We start from the raw sequence: 18678 nt of genomic DNA on the forward strand, positions 1-18678 counted from the left end.
TTGAAAATATATCTAGGTTACGACAAAACTGCTTATTAAAATAAATAATACATTTTCAGCATTGTAGCGTGTTGTTTACTAGTTTTTCTAGGTCTACACAGGTAAACTCGCCATTTATTTTGTAAAGCAAGTCATACGTGATATTTACTTGGTTAAATTGCGATAGTTTCTTTAGCAATTTTTTATATTTAAAGGGTTTAGCGTGGATAAAGTTTATATAGAAGGGTTAACCTTTCAAACCACCATTGGATTTTATCAATGGGAAAAAGAAATTAAGCAAACCTTGGTGATTGATCTCGCCATGGGCTGGAATACTGCCAGTGCAGCTGAAAATGATGAGCTTGCTAAAACCCTTGATTATGCCGCTATTTCTGAAGAAATTATTAAGTTTGCCAATAACAACCCGGTTGATTTAATTGAAACGCTAGCCGAACGTATAGCAAAATTTTTAATGTCAAAATATCAGATCCCGTGGTTGCGTTTAAAGCTAATGAAACCAACTGCTGTTCATAACGCGACGACTGTTGGTGTTGAAATTGAGCGCGGTCAAGCAAGTTATGGCAAGACTATCTAATGGCTGAAATTTACATTTCTCTGGGCAGTAATATTGATCGTACTCGCCATGTTGAAAAGGGGCTTGACGCTTTAACAGCGTTATTTGGTTCACTAAGCTTGTCGTCATTATTTGAAAGTGACGCCGTAGGATTTGCTGGTAAACCGTTTTATAACATGGTTATAGGCACCAAGACTCACCTATCATTGTTAGAGGTAACGCAAGCTTTACGAGCGATTGAATTTGACAATGGTCGTAGTGAAAATGCTAAAAAATTTAGTCCGAGAACATTAGACTTGGATTTATTGCTTTATGACAATGTTATAGCAGAGCAACCTGCACAAATTCCACGTGATGAAATTACTAAAAATGCTTTTGTACTTTGGCCATTAGCTGAAATTGCTGGCCAGCTAGTTCACCCTATTATGGGGAAAAGTTATAAAGTGCTTTGGCAAGAATATGATAAAAGCCAACAACAGTTAACCAAAGTACCATTAACCTGGTCAGAAAAAATAGGGATATTAAAGTAGTATGAGTACCATAGATGTTTTTATATTGGCACTAATTCAGGGCTTAACTGAGTTTTTACCGATATCCAGTTCTGCACACTTAATTTTACCGTCAGCGGTTTTTGGTTGGCAAGACCAAGGGCAAGCGCTCGATGTTGCCTTACACGTGGGAACTTTATTGGCGGTTGTGCTTTATTTTCGGAAAGAAGTTGGCAGCATGGCGGTGGCATGGTTCGGTACGGTTGGTATTGGACCAGAAAAAAATACTAATAGTTTCGATGGTAAGCTTGCTTGGTGGATATTATTAGCATCAATTCCTTTAGGTTTAGTGGGTTTACTGGGTAAAGACTTTATTGAAGAAAACCTGCGTTCAGCCGCAGTAATTGCTATTACAACCTTAGTTTTTGGTTTATTACTTGGTTTTGCTGATATTAAAGCAAAAGAAAATGTTAGTGTTGAAAAATTAGGCTTTAAAGGGGCAATGATTATTGGCTTGGCACAAGCATTAGCGCTGATCCCCGGTACATCACGCTCGGGCATTACCATGACCCTAGGCTTAATGTTAGGGTTAAGTAAAGAAAATGCCGCGCGTTTTTCGTTCTTATTATCAATTCCCGCTATTGTTATGACCGGCGGATATTTAACCTATAAACTAATAACGTCAGCTGAGCCTGTTGATTGGAACACCTTAGGTTTAGGCAGTGTTTTAGCGTTTGTTAGTGCTTATGCCTGTATTCATTATTTTTTGATTTTAGTCGGTAAGCTCGGCATGATGCCTTTTGTTATTTACCGTATGATACTTGGCGCTGGTCTGCTTTGGTTTGTTCTTGGATAATTGCTACAATATTGCCAATTTTAAAACGCGCTTTGGCGCGTTTTTGTTATAAATAAAAATTTACTTATTAAGCGTTTTTACGTTTGATATTTTCGTATCTACACAAACAGTATTAAGGGACTATTGGGCTTATGTGAAAGTCTAGGTAAACTTAGTTTTATATTGAAAGTGATAGATATTCACCAAATTAAAAGTGAGAGTGTTGATGGATTTGTCTTTAACTGAAGAACAAATGATGATTCAAGATATGGCGAAAAAGTTTGCAGAAAGTGAACTAGCGCCAGTAGCAGCCCAACTTGATGAAACAATGGATCAAACATTGTTTCTAAATAATTTGGCACAATTGACTGAATTGGGTTTTATGGGCTTAAACATTAAAGCCGAATATGGCGGTGTTGAAGCTGGTAGCGTTGCATTTAGTTTAGCAATTACTGAGCTTGCTCGTGCTTGTGCTTCAACAGCGGTAACAACATCAGTAACCAATATGGTTGCTGAAGTTATTCAAGCGGTAGGTAATGAAGAACAAAAACAAAATTATTTGCCAAAAATATGCAGTGGTGAATATCGTGCTGGTGGTTTTTGTTTAACTGAAGCAACCGCAGGATCAGATCCAGCGGGCATGAAAACACAAGCCGTGAAAGATGGTGATGATTACATCATCAACGGTAGTAAGCTTTATATTACCAGTGGCTCTTTTGCTGATGTTTTTGTTGTGTGGGCAGTAACTGACCCTGACGCGAAAAAGGGTAAAGGCATTTCCTGTTTTATTGTTGAAGCTGGTACGCCCGGTATGACTATCGGAAAAGCAGAAGACAAAATGGGCCAAAAAGCGTCTCCTACCAATGAAGTACATTTTGACAATTGCCGTGTTCCTGCGTCAGCGTTAATGGGCATTGAAAATAAAGGTTTTGGTGTTGCTGTTGGTGAATTAGCGGGTGGCAGAATAGGCATTGGCTCATTGGCTTTAGGTGTTGGGCTAGCAGCACTTGATTATGCCAAAGCTTATATTGTTGAACGCAAACAGTTTGGTCAGTCAATTTCGAATTTCCAAGGTTTGCAGTGGAAATTAGCTGAGCGTTACACTGAAATGGAGGCGGCGCGTTTATTATTAATGCAAGCGGCTTACACTAAAGAGCAAGGTCAACCTTTTGGTCCTGCTGCGTCAATGGCTAAGCTTTTCGCCACCGAAAATGCCAATAAAGCTTGTTATGATGCTTTACAATTGATGGGTGGTGCAGGCTATATTAAAGAATATCCACTAGAGCGTATGGCGCGAGATGTTCGGGTAACTTCAATTTATGAAGGTACTAGTGAAATTCAAAAAGTTATAATTGCTCGCGATTTGCTGCAGAATATGTAACGAGCCAAAAGAGTTAAGTGATAATTTAATAGACGGACAAAAGAGTTAACTTTTGTCCGTTTTTTATAGCTGATGACTAAAGGTATTATTGCACGATGATGGTAGCCATTTTTTGGCTTCTGCTTGATATTTCTTTAACCAGAGTTTAGCTGCGTAGTCTTCACTATGGTTGTCTGCAACTCGCAGTGCTGAGGCATCGGCAATCATAGCTGTTGATAAGTCGATATTTTTTACCAATTGAAAAACACATGGCGAGTATTCTTCTAATTTAGGCCAAACGGCTTTTTTTAACCAACCATTGCTTGGATTCGCACAATCTTTAAGCCTGTATTTGTTTAGACCCCAACTCGCTTTGGTTTCACAATCTGGGTGGTAAGCTGGAAACTTAACGAACTTGCCTTTAATTTTACTGTCTGTCCAATTGGGCGTCCAATTCAGTAATATTATCGGTTGTTGATGCTGAATTGCCAGGGCAAGTTGTTGCCAAACTTGCATATCGTTTTCAAAGCGATGAATGGTAAAATTTAAATTCAATGCCCGAATAATATCGCCATCACCGTAGTCCCAAGGGCCAGCGTAATATACGCCTTTGCCATTTGAATTTTGATTGGCAAATATTTTTGCGCAAGCATTCATCGCTTGCCAGTCAGGCAAGCCTGGGCAAAACTTTTCAACATAATCTGGGTACCACCAATCTTCTTTTCCTATCGCTTGATGCGTACCTGCATCGATAATGTAATTTTGTTGCACCATACGATCAAAGTCATTAGCCATTGATACTTGCCAAACTTCGAGTTGAATATGCACAAGCCCTTGACGAAGTGCTCCCCATTGATCTGTGGAACTGATATTTTTATATTCAATCTGTTCGCCAAGTGATTGCACCATAGTGCCCAACGCTTTTGTAATTACCCGCTGGCTAGCCCAATTATTGAGCGGTAAAATAATTGTTTTTGCTTTATATTGTGGCATCGAAGATGGCCGGTTATTACTAAGAATTGTTGTACTGCACATTAGTAAAATAAGTAGCAATAGGCATCTAAGCATAAAGTTTTGTCGTATTGTTGATGATAAATGTAGTGAATAGCTGCAATATTTTACCTCATGATTTGTTAAATTATTATTTAAAGCTCAGGTTATTTTTTAATGTATTTAAAATCATATTATTAGGCTTCTTATATTAATGAAATAATTGGATGTAAATACTTACTAACTCTTAATTTTAATCATAGTAGTGCTTTTAGCCATTCATACTTTGGTCTTAGTTGAAGCTTTTTCCACTATCTGATTTAACAGTTTTCATATTTCCAATGCCGAGATTTACCTTCAGCTATCCATGCTATGGCTGTGCTTAGTCGAGTCGCTCGAGTTGTTGCTCGCTTCGCTGAAATTAACCATTCAATATAATCTTTTTGTTTTGAATAGCTAAAGTTAGCAAACACCTCTTTTGCTTTAGGGTTTTCTGCCAGTGCCGATGCTAAATCGGCAGGTATTTCTAAGTCGGCTTTATCTTTACGCGTCGCTTGCTGCTTTTTTACGTTACCGGAGTTATTTAACGCGATAGCTTGTTGCAGGTAGTTAATAAGAATGTCATCCGCTGGCATGTCATTAAGTACTGTAAATTTGAGTGCTGCTAATTCATTGTTATCGTTTTTTGAGAAAATATTTGCACTATCGTTTAGTCGTTTCCCTTTAAAAAAAGAGAAATTCACATGCTGTTTAAAGGCAGCGATGGCACATACTAAGCCATTGCTTTCAAAACATGGGTGACGCCATTTAATGGCTTCGGTAATATCAGTGGAACTTTGATGAATAATATTGCGTAAATGTATAATAATTTCTTGAGCAAAAGGTGCTTGGCTGCTGATGTACTGATCAATGGCAACATTTTTCGACATGGTTTTCTCAACAGTTTATTTTTTATTATTGGAACTTAGTTATTGTTAAAGAGTATTGCTGATAAAGCGTAAAACCACAAAATAAATATTTCCCTAGTGAGCTTGTTTAAACTAGGTTATGCCCCCAAATAAAATGTCATATATTAAATTTACTTGGAATTTTATTGATGACAAATTCGCTTGCTATCACCCTTGAAAACTTTCAACAAGTTGTATTAGAAGAATCGAAAGCTAGGTTAGTACTAGTAGATTTTTGGGCTCAACAACTACCTGAGAGTGTTGAACTACGCGATAAGCTAGCTAGTTTATTGGCGAATCACAGTGACACTATTCTTTTTGCAACAGTTGATTGCGAAACACAAGGACAGATAGCGCAGCAGTTTGGTATTCAAGGTTTGCCAACCGCTATTTTAGTGAGGGAAGGGCAACCGCTTGATGGTTTATCAGGCCCACAAACAGATGAAGCTATTGAGCAGTTTTTAGCGAAGTACTTACCTAAAGAGCAAGATTTATTGCTAAATCATGCAACTGCATTACTTGCTGAAAATAAAGCGAATGACGCTTTTAAGTATATTGAGCAAGCCTATCAACTTGACAGTGAACGAGCAGATATTAAGTTAGTCTTGGCCGATGTTTATTTGCAAACGGGTAAGGTATCTGAAGCTGATGCAATATTGCAAACCATTAAAATGGTTGATCAAGATAGCTATTATCAGTCTTTACTGTCTAAGCTTGAATTGGCTAGCCAAGCTGCCGATTCTCCAGAAATTCAAGCTCTTGAGCAACAATTACAAGACACCCCTGAGAGTATAGATGTACGACATCAATTGGCGGCTCAGTATACCCAAGTAAATCGCCAGCAAGATGCGTTAGAAATTCTCTTTTATTTAGTGCAAAAAGATGGCTCAGATACAACCAGTAAAGATTTATTGCTAGATGTTATGAAGTCATTACCTGATGGTGATGCCTTAGCCAATAAATACCGCCGAAAGCTCTATACGTTAATGTATTAAGCTTTAATTGATTGTGCTAGTTTTAGAGCACTGAATTTTTGAAAGTCATAACGCCCAGTCTTAGGGCGTTTTTTGTGCTGAAATTAAGCCGCGTCTTTAAGTAAGTATGAGAATTCTTGTAAAAATTTCTGAATCTTTTTCGCCACTACTAATTGACAATACTGGTTATCAGGGTTGTTAGTTACGTAGTCTTGATGATAACTCTCAGCGCTATAGAAATTATTTACCGCCTTAATAGTTGTAACAATAGGGCTACTAAAATATTGCTCTTTTGTGAGTTGCGCAATTTTTTGCTCAGCCAATAATTGCTGCTGTTCGTTATGCACCAATATGGTTGAACGATATTGGCTGCCAATATCATCACCTTGACGGTTTAAGGTTGTTGGGTCGTGAATGGCAAAAAATACCGTTAGTATTTGCGCAAGTGACAATTGCTCATTGTCAAAGTCCACCTGAACAACTTCAGCATAATTAGTGGTGCCAGAACACACTTGCTGATACGTTGGTTGGGCAATATCACCATCTGCATAGCCACTAATAACAGATTTTACGCCCTTAATACGTGAGAAAATGTTCTCAACACACCAAAAACAGCCTGCACCTAATGTGATGGTTTCAATGCTCATTGGTAATCTTCCTCTTGCGTAAATGTTGAAAGCTTTCGATATTATTGTTCAAAGACTTGTAGACGTCTATAAGTCTTTGAACAATGAATTTATCATTTGGATGTTTAGATGTCTATATGTTTTTTGTGATGATGTAAGTAACGGTGAAGTTTTGCTATGCACTAATAATAAAAAGCCAAAATTAGGCATGAAAATTTAAGCGATGCTTATACTTGCACCGCTTTAGTCGTGATTATAAGTTGTGTTCTAAGTAACTATTATTGCTCGTTATTACTTTGCTAATTAGCAGTATCGCTAGCTAATAAATTATATGCAATGTGTTGATGAAACCTTAAGGTTAGCTCATCTTTATCTGTTGGAATTTCTAATTCCGTGGCGAATAGGCGCATTGCTTGTTCTATTTGGTTTATAAATTTGGCGTAATTTTGCTCCTCACCGTTTGGGTTATTGGCGACGAAAATTAGCTGTACGTTATCAACCAGTTCATCTGCTTTCCATTTGCTAACAATGCCACACGGACTCTGTTTGGGGTTATAACCTAGCATTTGTAATTCGCCAACTTTGGAAACAATTTCATGCAAGCTGTGTCTTACAATTGGTACTAAGCCATTGGCAATTAAGGCACCGTTATTCAAGTTAAATTGCTTGGCGACTAATGAAAAAGTGTCGGTCAAATAAGTATAAAGTGGATTGTATGGGTCTGAAGAATTAGCATCGATATCGACGAGTTGGCAAATACGGTGATTTAAGGTTAGGTTAATCACCGCGTAAGTAATAGCAGACAAGTTCTCAGTTAGTGGCACATCTTGGCTGGCATAGCGCTGCTTAATTGGTCTAAGTTTATGTGCTTGACTGTTTTTACAGCCTTTATTTTTGGCAAAAATATCATAGGTAAGGTGCTGGTGATCACGCATTCTTATCGCTGTTAGCGGAATCTTAAGTTGTTGGGCAAAATTTGCTAGTAAGGATTTTACGCGCTGATGAAAGTTTGCTGAGCCTGTACGAATATCGCTACCTGATGCTAGAAATACTAAGGTAATTTTTTTTGCTCTGATATTGGCATCGAAAAATGAGTTTTGTAGTAAGTGCTTTACAGGATCATAGTAAAAAATAATTTGCTGACTTGTTTGCCATTGGTGCATTTCTTGGCTGTATCTAACACGGACCAGTTTATCATTGGCAACTAATAAACTGTTGCTAATGGCAAAGTCATTACTGAGTGTAAATAATAGATCAGCCAGACTTTGATATATAGTGTAATAATTATTATGTGTTAATTTGCTAGATAGTTGTGAAAGCAGTTGATCTGACAAGGCAAATTCAGCCAAAATATATTGATTGTCGCGAGCATTTCCTGGGATATAAGCCTTTTGGCCGGCGTTACGTTTTCTAATAATTGACATAAAAGTTCCCTGAAGAGATTTAGGTATCACCCTTGATACCGTCTAAGTTTGGCGAAATTATAGGGAATACTTATGACACTTTTATGTCAATTAAGGCACTGGTTGATGACTGTGCAAAATTTAAAACTCGCTTAAGAGCCTAAGTCCAACCATATTAAATAAAGAGTTAATCATGTCGATAGCAAATAATGCCGATTTACTAGCTGCAGTGAATCAAGTTATGCCTTTTGGTAAATATAGTGGTCGAAAGTTACTGCAACTACCTGAGCCGTATTTAGTTTGGTTTCACGGTAAGGGTTTTCCAGAAGGAAAGCTAGGTGAGCAATTAGCATTAATATATGAAGTGAAACTAAATGGTTTGGAAGAGATGTTGCAGCCACTTTTAAAAGACTAAAATGGCTATTATTTAAACTGAATTGTTATTTTATTGAGTCTTTTAAGTATTGCTGGTTATATCAATTTTCGGTAACGAATTGTTTTGTAAAACTAAGTTATAAATAAGACCTTTTAACAGATTTTATCGTCAAAATATTGGCTGGTTTTTATGTTAGATATGACTTGCATAGAAATAAATATTGGCCTTAAATTAATTGTCGGTTGTCGTTAATTTCCGGCCGTAAGATAAAATTTTATTAATAATTATCAAGTGGTTAAGAGGTTTAATTCATGAGAAGACAAAAAAGAGATAAATTAGGAAGAGCGTTTTCAAATGGCTACCAAGCAGGTCTTTTAGGTAGAAATAAGGAAAATTGTCCATATCAAAATAATAATACTAAATCAGAATGGCTCGGCGGCTGGCGCGAAGCAGTTACTGATAAAAATATGGGACTTTTTAAATAGTCTAAGTAATAGCTAATATATTAATTACGATGCAATAACGAAAAGCCCTCATTAATTGAGGGCTTTTCGTTATTGTTAGCTGACAAATTCATTAATTTACTTAAGGTTTGTCTGAGCATGCAGAGCATTTTTCCTGCTTTTTAACTTTTAGCTGTTGCCAGCAATTACTAAAACCATCAAATATACTCAATTGATTTTTTGTAAGGTCAATTCCTGATAAATATTTTATTGCTTGCAAAGCTTGCATGCCACCAACAATTGCTAAGATCGGTCCTAAAATACCTAAAGTTTGGCAGTTGTTCTCAGGTGCTTTTTTACTGGCTGGAAATAAGCATTGGTAACAGGCGCTATCGCTTATATTGGGATCGACAAACATATATTGGCCGTCAAACCCGGTGGCGGCACCAATAATTAATGGCCTTTTATGCTCTAAACATTTTTCATTTATTAAGTAGCGTGTAGCTAGGTTATCTGTACAATCTAGCACTAAATCAACCAGCGGGAAGTAATAGTCTGCAAGTTCTTCGTCGAGCATTTCATCGAGAACTTCAATATTGGTGTCGCTATTTTGCTGATGCAGCACATCTGCGGCAGTGTCGGCTTTACTTTGTGAAACTTGCGCTTCATTAAACATCACTTGTCGAGGCAAGTTACTGATATCAATGTTGTCACCATCAACTAAGTAAAGGGTGCCTATACCAGCGGCGTTCAAATAAAGACTTACAGGGTTGCCAAGACCGCCGATGCCGATGATCATCACTTTGGCATTTTTTAAATTAAGCTGACCTTGTTCGCCAATACTCTTTAGCATGGTTTGACGGCTAAAACGTAGTTGCTCTTGTGGGCTAAGCATAAGTTGTTGGTTCCGATAAATAAAAGCTATGCACCGCATTAGCTTTAAATTGAATATATATGGGGAGATCGACGGCTAGGGCCATACGAGTTGCTGACCATAAGCTAATTTGAACATAAAACTTTTCTTGACAGCATTGCACAATAATAACTGCACTGGTTGCTTTTGCTATTATTTTAATAATGTGTCCAGCGAGCTGATTGACGATAGAACTATGCTCGGGTTTAGTCGTACTAATGCTGATGTCGCGTGCATAAATAATACAGGGTAATAGCTGGCCAATATCTGCGTGTTGTTGATTTGGTGCTAACAATGGCAGATATAAATCATTGGGAGTATCAATAAAAGATAAGCGAGTTAAACCAAAACCAGGTAAATGTTCGACAATTTTTAACGATAAACTGGTTTTAATCGCAACATCATCTAGATTATTTAGCTTATGTATGGCTTGGTGGGTTGGTGCAATATAGTCAATTTTTCCAGACGACATAACCATAAGTTGGTTAGCAATAAATTGTAGCTCACTAATGCTATGGCTGACATATAACATAGGGATGTTCAATTGTTGTTGAATTGTTTTCACTATGTGGAGCATTTGCGCTTTTGTTTTTTTATCTAACGCACTAAAGGGCTCATCTAATAGTAATAGCTTTGGCTCAGCTAATAGAGCACGAGCAAGTGATACTCGCTGCTTTTCACCGCCTGATAAATGCCTAACATTGTGATGCTGAAGTTTGGTAAGTTGAGTTAACTGCAAAACTTGTTCAATAGTTAAAGTTGGCTGATGATTGCGCTTTAAAGCATAGTGTAGATTTTGCAACACGCTTAAATGTGGAAAAAGTCGACTATCTTGAAAAATTAAGCCAATATTTCTATGTTCTGGTTTTATAAAACGCTGCGTGTCGCTATTTTGAAGTTCGTTGGCGTTAAATGTGACTTGCCCTGAGGCGTGCTGTTCAAGCCCAGCGATAATACGTAATAGTGTTGACTTGCCAGAGCCTGAGTCACCAAAAATACCGGTAATGCCATCAAGATTGATGCACTGTTCAATAGCTAAACTAAATTGCTGAAAATCGATATTTATCGAAATCGCCAAGTTTGGGTGGCTAGTTGAGTTTTTTGAGTTTAATTTCTCACTCATTAGTTTACCTGTTCGGAGTTTATTTTTAATGTTTTTTTGGCCGACTTATTGCCAACTTTACCGCCGAGTAAATAGACGAAAGAAAGTAATAACAATGAAGAAATTAACAGTCCCGCCGACAAAATATGGGCGCTAGCATAATCAAACGCTTCGACATGGTCGAATAGTGCGATAGATAATACTCGTGTTTCTCCAGGGATGTTGCCACCTATCATTAGTACCACACCAAATTCGCCCACTGTATGGGCAAAACCAAGGGCGGTCGCGGTAATAAAACTGGCTTTAGTTAATGGAAATACGATAGTGAAAAAGCGATCTAAAGGCCCTGCACCAAGCATTGCCGCGGCTTCTAAATAATGATTGCCAAGTTGTTCAAATGCTTTTTGTAAAGGTTGGACAACAAAAGGCAATGAATAGAGCACTGAGCCAAACACTATGGCACTAAAACTAAAGGCTAATTGGCTACCAGTCGCGCTCTGCCACAATTGCCCAGGTAGTGACTGCGGTGAAAAAGCTAATAACAAATAAAAGCCTAATACTGTCGGTGGCAATACTAAAGGCAGTGCGACAATGGCCTCAAAAAGTACTTTAAAGCGGCTTTTCATATTTGCTAACATCCAGGCAAGTGGAGTACCAATAACTAATAAAATTATTGTTGTTATTGCCGCCATTTTTAAAGTGGTCTTTAGTGCGAGTATATCTGCTGTATGGATTGCTATATCACTTGTCATATTAATTAACTGCCTGATGACTTAGCGCTACAGCCGGTAAATACCCCTGTTTACTCAGTTTCATTTGACTTGATTTGCTCCGTAAAAACGCACTTATTTTTTTCGCATTTTCAACTTGCTTGCTCGATTTTAAAATCACTAACTGTTGTTCAATGGCTTGATAATACTTAGCCGGGATGATGACGCCTTGCAAATTATTTATTTTTAATTGGCTTAAAGCAACTATGCCAGCGGGTACGGCTTGGCTTCTTACCTGCTGAAAGGTTTGATTAATGTTGATGCCTGTGACTAAGTTGTTTTTTTGTGATGACCAAAGAGATAAGTGCTGCAATACTTGCTTGGCGGCTTTACCGTATGGCGCTGTGGTTGGGTTTGCAATGGCTAATTTACCGCTAAACGTTCGCAGCTGTGATAAGTCAGTAAACGGAGTTACTGCCGACCACAAAGCCAATTGTCCATACGCATAGGCTTTGCGGCTATTTGGCGTAATTAGCTTTTCTTGTTCTAGCTTTTCTGGGCGAATGCTGTCGGCGGCGAGAAATATATCAAATGGTGCACCATGTTTAATTTGTTGGTAAAGCGTGCCGGTTGCGGCACTGATAATTTGATAATTAATCTTATTTTTATCTGGAAAGTCGCTTAATAACTGCTTCAGTGTTGGTGCGAAATTGGCAGCCACAGCGATGCGTAACGGCGTGGTTTGCTTTGATACTTCGTTAGTAAACGCTTGGCTAGTTGTAGTAACTAGCCAAGTTTGAATAATGATAAATAAATGCAGTGTATAGCGCTTTTTCAATAATTTTATCATTTTATAAAATGGCGATTTACCAGATTAATTGAAGTTTAAGTGCGGTACAAAGTTACAAGGTCGGTGGCTGGCATCGAGCTGCTCCACAATTAATTTGTCCCATGCGGTTTTACAGGCATTGGTTGAACCGGGTACAGATAAAATCACGGTACGGTTGGCCATTCCACCAAAAGCGCGCGACTGAATTGTAGAGGTGCCTATTTCCTCTAAAGAGATGGTTCTAAACACTTCACCAAAGCCTTCAATGTTTTTATCGAACAAAGGTAATAAGGCTTCTGGTGTATTATCTCTTGCGGTAAAGCCTGTGCCGCCAGTTGTTAAAATGACTTGCACATTTTCATCGGCAATCCATTTCGAGACGATAGCACGTAGTTGATAAACATCATCTTTAGAGATTTCTTTCGCTGCTAGTTTATGTCCAGCGGCTTGCAAGCGTTCAACTAAAGCTTGGCCAGAAGTGTCGTTATGTTCTTCGCGCGTATCTGAGACAGTTAATACGGCAATATTTAATGGTACGAATGCGTCGCCACAATGAATACTAGACATGAGTTTTCCTTTGCAAAGAGAGTAAATGTTGCGCCTGTTGCCATTGCTCAGGCGTATTGGTATTAAATAAGCTATTAGGATTTTTTGCTTGAATAGCTTTATGAGGTATTTGCTTTAACAGGCTGCGCACTGATGGCCCTGTTAAGCCGCGCTTACCTTTTGATTTTTGATTACTCATTATTGCTTTTTCAGCAATAGAAGGTGATGATTTTGTTGGTAACAATTGTTGAAAAAATTGTTCAACAAAGGCGTTAACAGGTAAATATAGCGGCAAATAATTGTCAGCAAAAAAGACAGCACTTTGACTTAACTCGCCAATTTGCTTTAATTCTGCAAGCTCTTCAGCAGTCATTAACGGTAAATCAACTGGTAAAATCAATAATGCTTGTGGTTTAAATTGTTTGATGACAGTTTGAATGCCACCAAGTGGGCCGATATTACTTATCGTGTCGCTAATACCGTGTTCGTCACCACTAACAATGACTTGCGAGCTACCAGCGCTTTTTAACAGAGCTTTACTGAAGCTCAGCATATCTTGTTGATTGCGTTGTAGGTTAGCTTTGTCTTGGCCCATGCGAGAGGATTTTCCACCCGCTAAAACGACACCCAAACAAGGCTGAAAAAGGAGTTTTTGGTTATTCATTAGCCGCCTAGCATTGCCAAGTTTTTCGTTGCGCCTGTTAACTTTTCATGCAAAAAATGTGTTTGCTTTTTGTCAGTCATCATATTGGCAATAGCATGTTTTAAAGGCTCGGTATTATCGTCTTGTAGATAATCTTTTAGTGATAAACCTTGCTCGGTAAATAAACATAAATGCAATTTCCCTAACGAGCTGACACGTAAACGGTTACAACTGCTACAAAAGTCTTTTGAGTACGGCATGATCAAACCAATTTTTCCGGCATAATCTGGATGATAAAATTCTTGTGCTGGCCCTGAGGCTTTGTCGTTAATTACCGGCAACCAGCCGTCGAGGATCAAATTTTGTTTAATGCGTGATCCTTGAACATGCTGAGCGTCAAAAAATGCTTGGTTATCACCGGTTTGCATTAGCTCAATAAAGCGTAACGTGACTGGGGTATCTTTTAGCCATGCTAAATAGCTGGCAATGTCATAGCAATTATATTCTCGCATTAATACCGTATTTACTTTGATACTTGTGCTGCCTTCTGCCAGCGCCATATCTATGCCTTTTAAAATATGCTTAAGTTTATCGTGGCCGGTAATGGCATGAAATTGTCTTGGGTCTAAACTATCTACGCTGATATTTATCGCGTCTATACCTGCATCTAGCCAGCTTGGTAAGTGTTCAGGAAGTTTAAATCCATTGCTGGTTATGGCGACTTTTTTGATACCAGGAGTTTGTTTACATTGCGCAATAATATCGGGTAAATCTTTTCGCAAAGAAGGTTCGCCGCCAGTAATCCGGATTTTTTCTGTGCCTAAATCGGAAAATGCTGAGGCTAAACGTGTGATCTCAGGTAAAGTAAGAAATTTTCTATCGTGATCACATTGATACCCATTGGGCAAGCAATAATTACAACGAAAATTGCATACGTCGGTAATAGATAAGCGCAAGTAATAAAACTTGCGTCCGAAGTTGTCTGTTAACATGTCACCTTTCCAATGTCGGGAGGCAAACAAGTTTCCTTGTTAGCCCTGGCAAACACAATATTATTGGCTTGCGGCTATATCAGCATGCTTGAACAAAATGTCAGGTTTAGCGGAAATAGCTCGGCGAATTTCAATGATTTATTAATTTATATCATATAATCACAAGCATAGTATGATTATGATCAATATAACAGATAAAGCCTGAATTATGTTTACTTTACTTCAAAGTAAATACATTCATTATATGAAATATAAAATCTAAGTAGGAAGAGTTTATTATGGTTGATTGTTGTTCTGCTCCAGGATTAATGCCATTTGCCCAAGCATTAGAAAAAATGCTTTCAGCAATTTCTCCAATTAATGACACTGAGAGTGTTTTATTAAAACAAGCTTTGGGCAGGGTATTAGCAGCGGATATTACCAGCCCAATTAATGTGCCACCACACAATAACTCAGCGATGGATGGTTATGCTTTTGCTTATGAAAGTTTAGCGTCACAAGAATATTTAACTTTAGCTGGACGCTCTATGGCAGGGCAGCCATTTACGGGTACTTGTCAAAAAGGTGAATGTGTCCGAATTATGACAGGAGCTAAGCTACCATCAGGTTGTGATACAGTGGAAATGCAAGAAAACTGTGCGGCTGAAAGTGAAAGTATACGCTTTTTAGAAAAACGTAAACAAGGTGACCACGTTCGCTATGCCGGCGAAGATATAACTAAAGGAGAGATTGTTTTTGCAAAAGGTCGTCGCTTATCTGCGATTGATATTGGCGTATTGGCTTCGTTGGGCATAAATGAATTATCGGTGTTTCGTCAATTAACTGTGGCACTTATTGCTACCGGCGATGAATTGAAAACACTGGGAGAGCCATTAGGAAATGGCGATATTTATGAGAGCAATAGTTATGCGCTAACTGGCATGTTGCAAAACTTGAACGTCAAGGTTATTGATTTTGGGGTGATTCAAGATGACGAAGAAGCTATTAGGCAAGCATTTATTCAAGCCGATGCACAAGCTGATGCTGTCATTTCATCGGGTGGTGTTTCAGTTGGTGATGCCGACTATACGAAAACCGTACTTGAGCAGCTCGGAGAAATTGCTTTTTGGAAAATTGCCATGAAACCCGGTAAACCTTTTGCTTTTGGTACCCTAGCTAACAGCTACTTTTTTGGCTTACCAGGGAATCCAGTTTCTGCCATGGTTACTGCAGACTTGCTAGCTATGCCGGCATTAATGAAAATGCAAAATTGTCATACCAAGCCCTTGCAAAGATTAAAAGCGAAAGCTCTATCTGACTTAAGGAAGTCACCAGGACGTATGGACTTTCAGCGTGGCATCCTATCACAAAATGAGGAGGGTGAATTAACGGTAAGCAGCACAGGTAGTCAAGGCTCAGGCATTTTAACGAGTATTGCCTTTGCTAATTGTTATATTGTTTTGCCGTCTGAGCAAGGACGAGTATCGGCTGGTGAAATGGTAGATGTGCAGTTGTTTGACCGTTTTTTTGCCTAAAATTAATTATTTCTGCGGATGATATAACTCTTGAAAACAGTGTATTTTATCCCTGGTACTATGTGTAATGAACGCCTATGGCAGCCTGTTTGGCAGCTTATAGGCGAACAATATCCAAAAACTTGTCGGCTGATTCATTTGCCTATACCAACATCAGGGGATATGAATGATGTTGTACGCGCTATGGCTGCACAAATAACGTTGCCTGATGCGATACTTGTTGGCTTCTCTCTTGGTGGCTATATTGCCAGCGCAATTGCACTGGCGAATCCTCACTTGCTTAAGCATTTAGTTGTTGTTGCTAATGCACCGGAGAATTTACCTACTTGTGAAATAAAACAACGTAAACGTACGATATCCTGGATTGAAAAACGTGGCTACTCAGGAATTCCAAATAAACGAATTGAAGATTTACTTCATCCGAATATTAAAGAGTTTTCAAGTAATGGCTTTGAAGCCATTCGAGCTGAAATTATTGCAATGGATCTTGAATTAGGTGGAGACGTTTTACTTCATCAGTTGCAAGTGTCTATGACTCGACCTTCGCTATTAAAAGCGTTATCTCAGTTATCTTTAGCGATCACTTTTTTAATTGGTGATGCTGACTCTTTGGTTGATCTTGCTTTGTTAAAAAAACAAGTTGCTGATGCAAAGCATATTAGAATTGAAAGAGTAATAGATACTGGCCATATGTTGCCTTTGGAATCGCCGAATACCTTAGCGTTAATGTTAGTTAAATTGCTGAATTCATAGTTTCTATGTTGGCAAAACTCTATACTCTTGTATGAATTTGCTAGGATTTTTATTGGCCTTTAAGTTCATTAAACATAGTTAACTTACTTACGAAATTATACCACGCATATAGCAATTTAAGCTTTTCTCACTTAAAGCTGTCTTTGCATTTGCTAAAAGGTGTAAAATACGTGCAATTAACTTTTTTAGATCTAGGATCTTCCCCTTGAGTGACAGCAACTTTTCTTCATTACCATTACAAAAAGCAATTTTAGATAACTTAGGTACACTTGGATATCATGATATGACTGAGATCCAAGCGCAAAGTTTACCATCGATATTAAATGGCCGTGATATTATTGCGCAAGGTAAAACTGGCTCCGGGAAAACAGCTGCTTTTGGCTTAGGCTTGCTAAATAAACTACAAGTAAAAAAGTTTAGAATACAAACCTTAGTGCTGTGTCCGACACGTGAATTAGCAGATCAAGTTGCTAAGGAAATTAGAAAGTTGGCGCGTGCAATTCACAACATTAAGGTGCTTACTTTGTGCGGCGGGATGCCGTTTGGTCCGCAAGTGGGATCTCTTGAGCACGGTGCCCATATTGTTGTTGGCACGCCAGGGCGAATTGAAGATCATCTAGGGCGTGGTACTTTGTCATTGGAAAATGTTGATACTTTAGTACTTGATGAAGCTGATCGTATGCTGGAAATGGGCTTTCAATCTGCATTAGATAATATTATTAGCCAAATACCAGAACAAAGACAAACCTTATTGTTTAGTGCGACTTTCCCACAACAAATTCAAAAAATTGCCAATAAGTATTTGCAAGCGCCGGAAGTGGTTAAGGTTGAATCCACCCATCAAAGTAATAGTATTTCTCAGCATTTTTACCATGTAGAAAATGATGAACAACGTTTAACCGCAATTCGATTATTACTGTTGAAGCACAAACCTGAGTCAAGTGTGATTTTTTGCAATACCAAAAAAGAAACACAAAGTGTTGCCAATAAATTAGCTGATGATGGCTTTGGTGTGGTGGCCTTACATGGTGATTTAGAACAACGAGATCGAGACCAAACGTTAGTCCGCTTTGCAAATAAAAGTGCCTCTATTTTAGTTGCAACTGACGTTGCTGCGCGGGGTTTAGATATTGAAGCACTTGATGCAGTATTTAATTACCATATTGCGCATGATAGCGAAGTGCATATTCACCGTGTCGGGCGAACGGGGCGTGCTGGTAGCACAGGTTATGCGTTCTCATTATTTAATGACAAAGAACGCTATAAGGTTGGTTTGCTTGAAGATTACTTAGAGAGAACGATTGAAGGTGAGGAGTTACCTGATAGTAAGGTATTACAAAGCTCAGTTTTTTTACCTAAAATGACCACAATTCAAATTGATGGTGGAAAAAAGCAAAAAGTTCGACCCGGAGATATTGTAGGTGCGCTAACTGGAGAGAATGGCATTGCCTTTGACCAATTAGGTAAAATTCAAATGGGCCCTAACTGGGCATATATTGCGGTTGAAAAAATGGTGGCTCGAAAAGCACTAAATAAGCTTAAGCACGGGAAAATAAAGGGGCGTAATTTTAGAGTGCGAGAATTAGTTTAGTTCTTTAATTAAACAAGTAGATTACAATCAACCAGGTACTCTATTTACCAGCTAGAGTACCTGTGATGTTGATTATCCATAGCATTGCTA

21 protein-coding genes and 1 riboswitch are annotated in these 18678 nt (G+C 38.4%); of the genes, 10 read left to right on the top strand and 11 right to left on the bottom strand.

Features of this window, described 5'->3' with window-relative positions; translation table 11 throughout:
- The first annotated feature begins 202 nt into the window (after nt 1-202).
- From folB to AC27HL_RS07480, 4 genes are all read left to right on the top strand, one after another.
- A complete protein-coding gene (folB, locus tag AC27HL_RS07465) occupies nt 203-574 on the top strand; it encodes a dihydroneopterin aldolase (RefSeq protein WP_487080273.1) in 372 nt (123 codons plus the stop codon).
- Entirely contained in the window at nt 574-1083 is a 510-nt protein-coding gene (folK, locus tag AC27HL_RS07470) for a 2-amino-4-hydroxy-6-hydroxymethyldihydropteridine diphosphokinase (RefSeq protein WP_487080275.1), read from the top strand. Before folB ends, folK begins: the two co-directional genes overlap by 1 nt.
- Nucleotide 1084: 1 nt before the next feature.
- Nucleotides 1085-1897, top strand: a complete 813-nt coding sequence (locus AC27HL_RS07475; protein WP_487080277.1) for an undecaprenyl-diphosphate phosphatase — start codon at nt 1085-1087, stop codon at nt 1895-1897.
- A 205-nt stretch (nt 1898-2102) separates the two neighbouring features.
- The gene (locus AC27HL_RS07480; RefSeq protein ID WP_487080279.1) at nt 2103-3257 is read left to right on the top strand and encodes an acyl-CoA dehydrogenase family protein; all 1155 of its coding nucleotides are present in this window, start codon (nt 2103-2105) and stop codon (nt 3255-3257) included.
- A 63-nt stretch (nt 3258-3320) separates the two neighbouring features.
- Here AC27HL_RS07480 and AC27HL_RS07485 read toward each other — a convergent pair whose 3' ends face one another.
- Nucleotides 3321-4229: an ABC transporter substrate-binding protein gene (locus AC27HL_RS07485; protein ID WP_487080281.1), complete on the bottom strand. Its 909-nt coding sequence runs from the start codon at nt 4227-4229 to the stop codon at nt 3321-3323.
- Between the two features lie 317 nt (nt 4230-4546).
- Nucleotides 4547-5155: a YdeI/OmpD-associated family protein gene (locus AC27HL_RS07490; RefSeq protein ID WP_487080283.1), complete on the bottom strand. Its 609-nt coding sequence runs from the start codon at nt 5153-5155 to the stop codon at nt 4547-4549.
- Nucleotides 5156-5322: 167 nt separating this feature from the next.
- On the opposite strand from AC27HL_RS07490, the gene AC27HL_RS07495 reads away from it, so the two are divergent.
- A complete protein-coding gene (locus AC27HL_RS07495) occupies nt 5323-6168 on the top strand; it encodes a tetratricopeptide repeat protein (protein WP_487080285.1) in 846 nt (281 codons plus the stop codon).
- Nucleotides 6169-6251: 83 nt separating this feature from the next.
- Here AC27HL_RS07495 and msrA read toward each other — a convergent pair whose 3' ends face one another.
- Nucleotides 6252-6794: a peptide-methionine (S)-S-oxide reductase MsrA gene (msrA, locus tag AC27HL_RS07500; RefSeq protein WP_487080287.1), complete on the bottom strand. Its 543-nt coding sequence runs from the start codon at nt 6792-6794 to the stop codon at nt 6252-6254.
- A gap of 278 nt (nt 6795-7072) precedes the next feature.
- Nucleotides 7073-8197 (bottom strand): DUF3083 family protein, encoded by a 1125-nt coding sequence (locus AC27HL_RS07505; RefSeq protein WP_487080289.1) that lies wholly within the window; start codon nt 8195-8197, stop codon nt 7073-7075.
- Between the two features lie 172 nt (nt 8198-8369).
- On the opposite strand from AC27HL_RS07505, the gene AC27HL_RS07510 reads away from it, so the two are divergent.
- On the top strand, nt 8370-8591 hold the full coding sequence (locus tag AC27HL_RS07510) for a DUF3820 family protein (protein WP_487080291.1): 222 nt from the start codon (nt 8370-8372) through the stop codon (nt 8589-8591).
- 272 nt (nt 8592-8863) lie between these two features.
- The gene (gene rmf / locus AC27HL_RS07515) at nt 8864-9037 is read left to right on the top strand and encodes a ribosome modulation factor (protein ID WP_487080293.1); all 174 of its coding nucleotides are present in this window, start codon (nt 8864-8866) and stop codon (nt 9035-9037) included.
- 100 nt (nt 9038-9137) lie between these two features.
- On the opposite strand, the gene AC27HL_RS07520 is transcribed toward rmf, so the two are convergent.
- From AC27HL_RS07520 to moaA, 7 genes are all read right to left on the bottom strand, one after another.
- Complete coding sequence (locus tag AC27HL_RS07520) at nt 9138-9890, bottom strand: HesA/MoeB/ThiF family protein (RefSeq protein WP_487080295.1); 753 nt, start codon at nt 9888-9890, stop codon at nt 9138-9140.
- Entirely contained in the window at nt 9883-11031 is a 1149-nt protein-coding gene (gene modC, locus AC27HL_RS07525; RefSeq protein WP_487080297.1) for a molybdenum ABC transporter ATP-binding protein, read from the bottom strand. Before modC ends, AC27HL_RS07520 begins: the two co-directional genes overlap by 8 nt.
- The gene (modB, locus tag AC27HL_RS07530) at nt 11031-11762 is read right to left on the bottom strand and encodes a molybdate ABC transporter permease subunit (protein WP_487080299.1); all 732 of its coding nucleotides are present in this window, start codon (nt 11760-11762) and stop codon (nt 11031-11033) included. The genes modC and modB overlap by 1 nt, the downstream gene beginning before the upstream one ends.
- 1 nt (nt 11763) lies before the next feature.
- Nucleotides 11764-12570: a molybdate ABC transporter substrate-binding protein gene (gene modA, locus AC27HL_RS07535; protein ID WP_487080301.1), complete on the bottom strand. Its 807-nt coding sequence runs from the start codon at nt 12568-12570 to the stop codon at nt 11764-11766.
- A 24-nt stretch (nt 12571-12594) separates the two neighbouring features.
- Nucleotides 12595-13116: a molybdenum cofactor biosynthesis protein B gene (moaB, locus tag AC27HL_RS07540; RefSeq protein WP_487080303.1), complete on the bottom strand. Its 522-nt coding sequence runs from the start codon at nt 13114-13116 to the stop codon at nt 12595-12597.
- Nucleotides 13109-13759 carry a molybdenum cofactor guanylyltransferase gene (locus AC27HL_RS07545; RefSeq protein ID WP_487080305.1) on the bottom strand — a complete coding sequence of 217 codons (651 nt, stop codon included), beginning with the start codon at nt 13757-13759 and terminating at the stop codon, nt 13109-13111. The genes moaB and AC27HL_RS07545 overlap by 8 nt, the downstream gene beginning before the upstream one ends.
- A complete protein-coding gene (gene moaA / locus AC27HL_RS07550) occupies nt 13759-14730 on the bottom strand; it encodes a GTP 3',8-cyclase MoaA (RefSeq protein WP_487080307.1) in 972 nt (323 codons plus the stop codon). The genes AC27HL_RS07545 and moaA overlap by 1 nt, the downstream gene beginning before the upstream one ends.
- A riboswitch (molybdenum cofactor riboswitch) is annotated at nt 14717-14868 on the bottom strand. (Overlaps the previous gene by 14 nt.)
- Before the next feature lie 140 nt (nt 14869-15008).
- Between moaA and moeA the strand changes: the two genes are divergently transcribed.
- The 3 genes from moeA to dbpA all read left to right on the top strand — a co-directional run bounded on the left by moeA (nt 15009) and on the right by dbpA (nt 18588).
- Nucleotides 15009-16244: a molybdopterin molybdotransferase MoeA gene (gene moeA, locus AC27HL_RS07555; protein WP_487080309.1), complete on the top strand. Its 1236-nt coding sequence runs from the start codon at nt 15009-15011 to the stop codon at nt 16242-16244.
- Nucleotides 16245-16283: 39 nt separating this feature from the next.
- Nucleotides 16284-16997 carry an alpha/beta fold hydrolase gene (locus AC27HL_RS07560; RefSeq protein ID WP_487080751.1) on the top strand — a complete coding sequence of 238 codons (714 nt, stop codon included), beginning with the start codon at nt 16284-16286 and terminating at the stop codon, nt 16995-16997.
- 205 nt (nt 16998-17202) lie between these two features.
- Entirely contained in the window at nt 17203-18588 is a 1386-nt protein-coding gene (gene dbpA, locus AC27HL_RS07565; RefSeq protein WP_487080311.1) for an ATP-dependent RNA helicase DbpA, read from the top strand.
- Nucleotides 18589-18678: the final 90 nt, after the last annotated feature.

Source organism: Colwellia aquaemaris, from assembly GCF_057548755.1.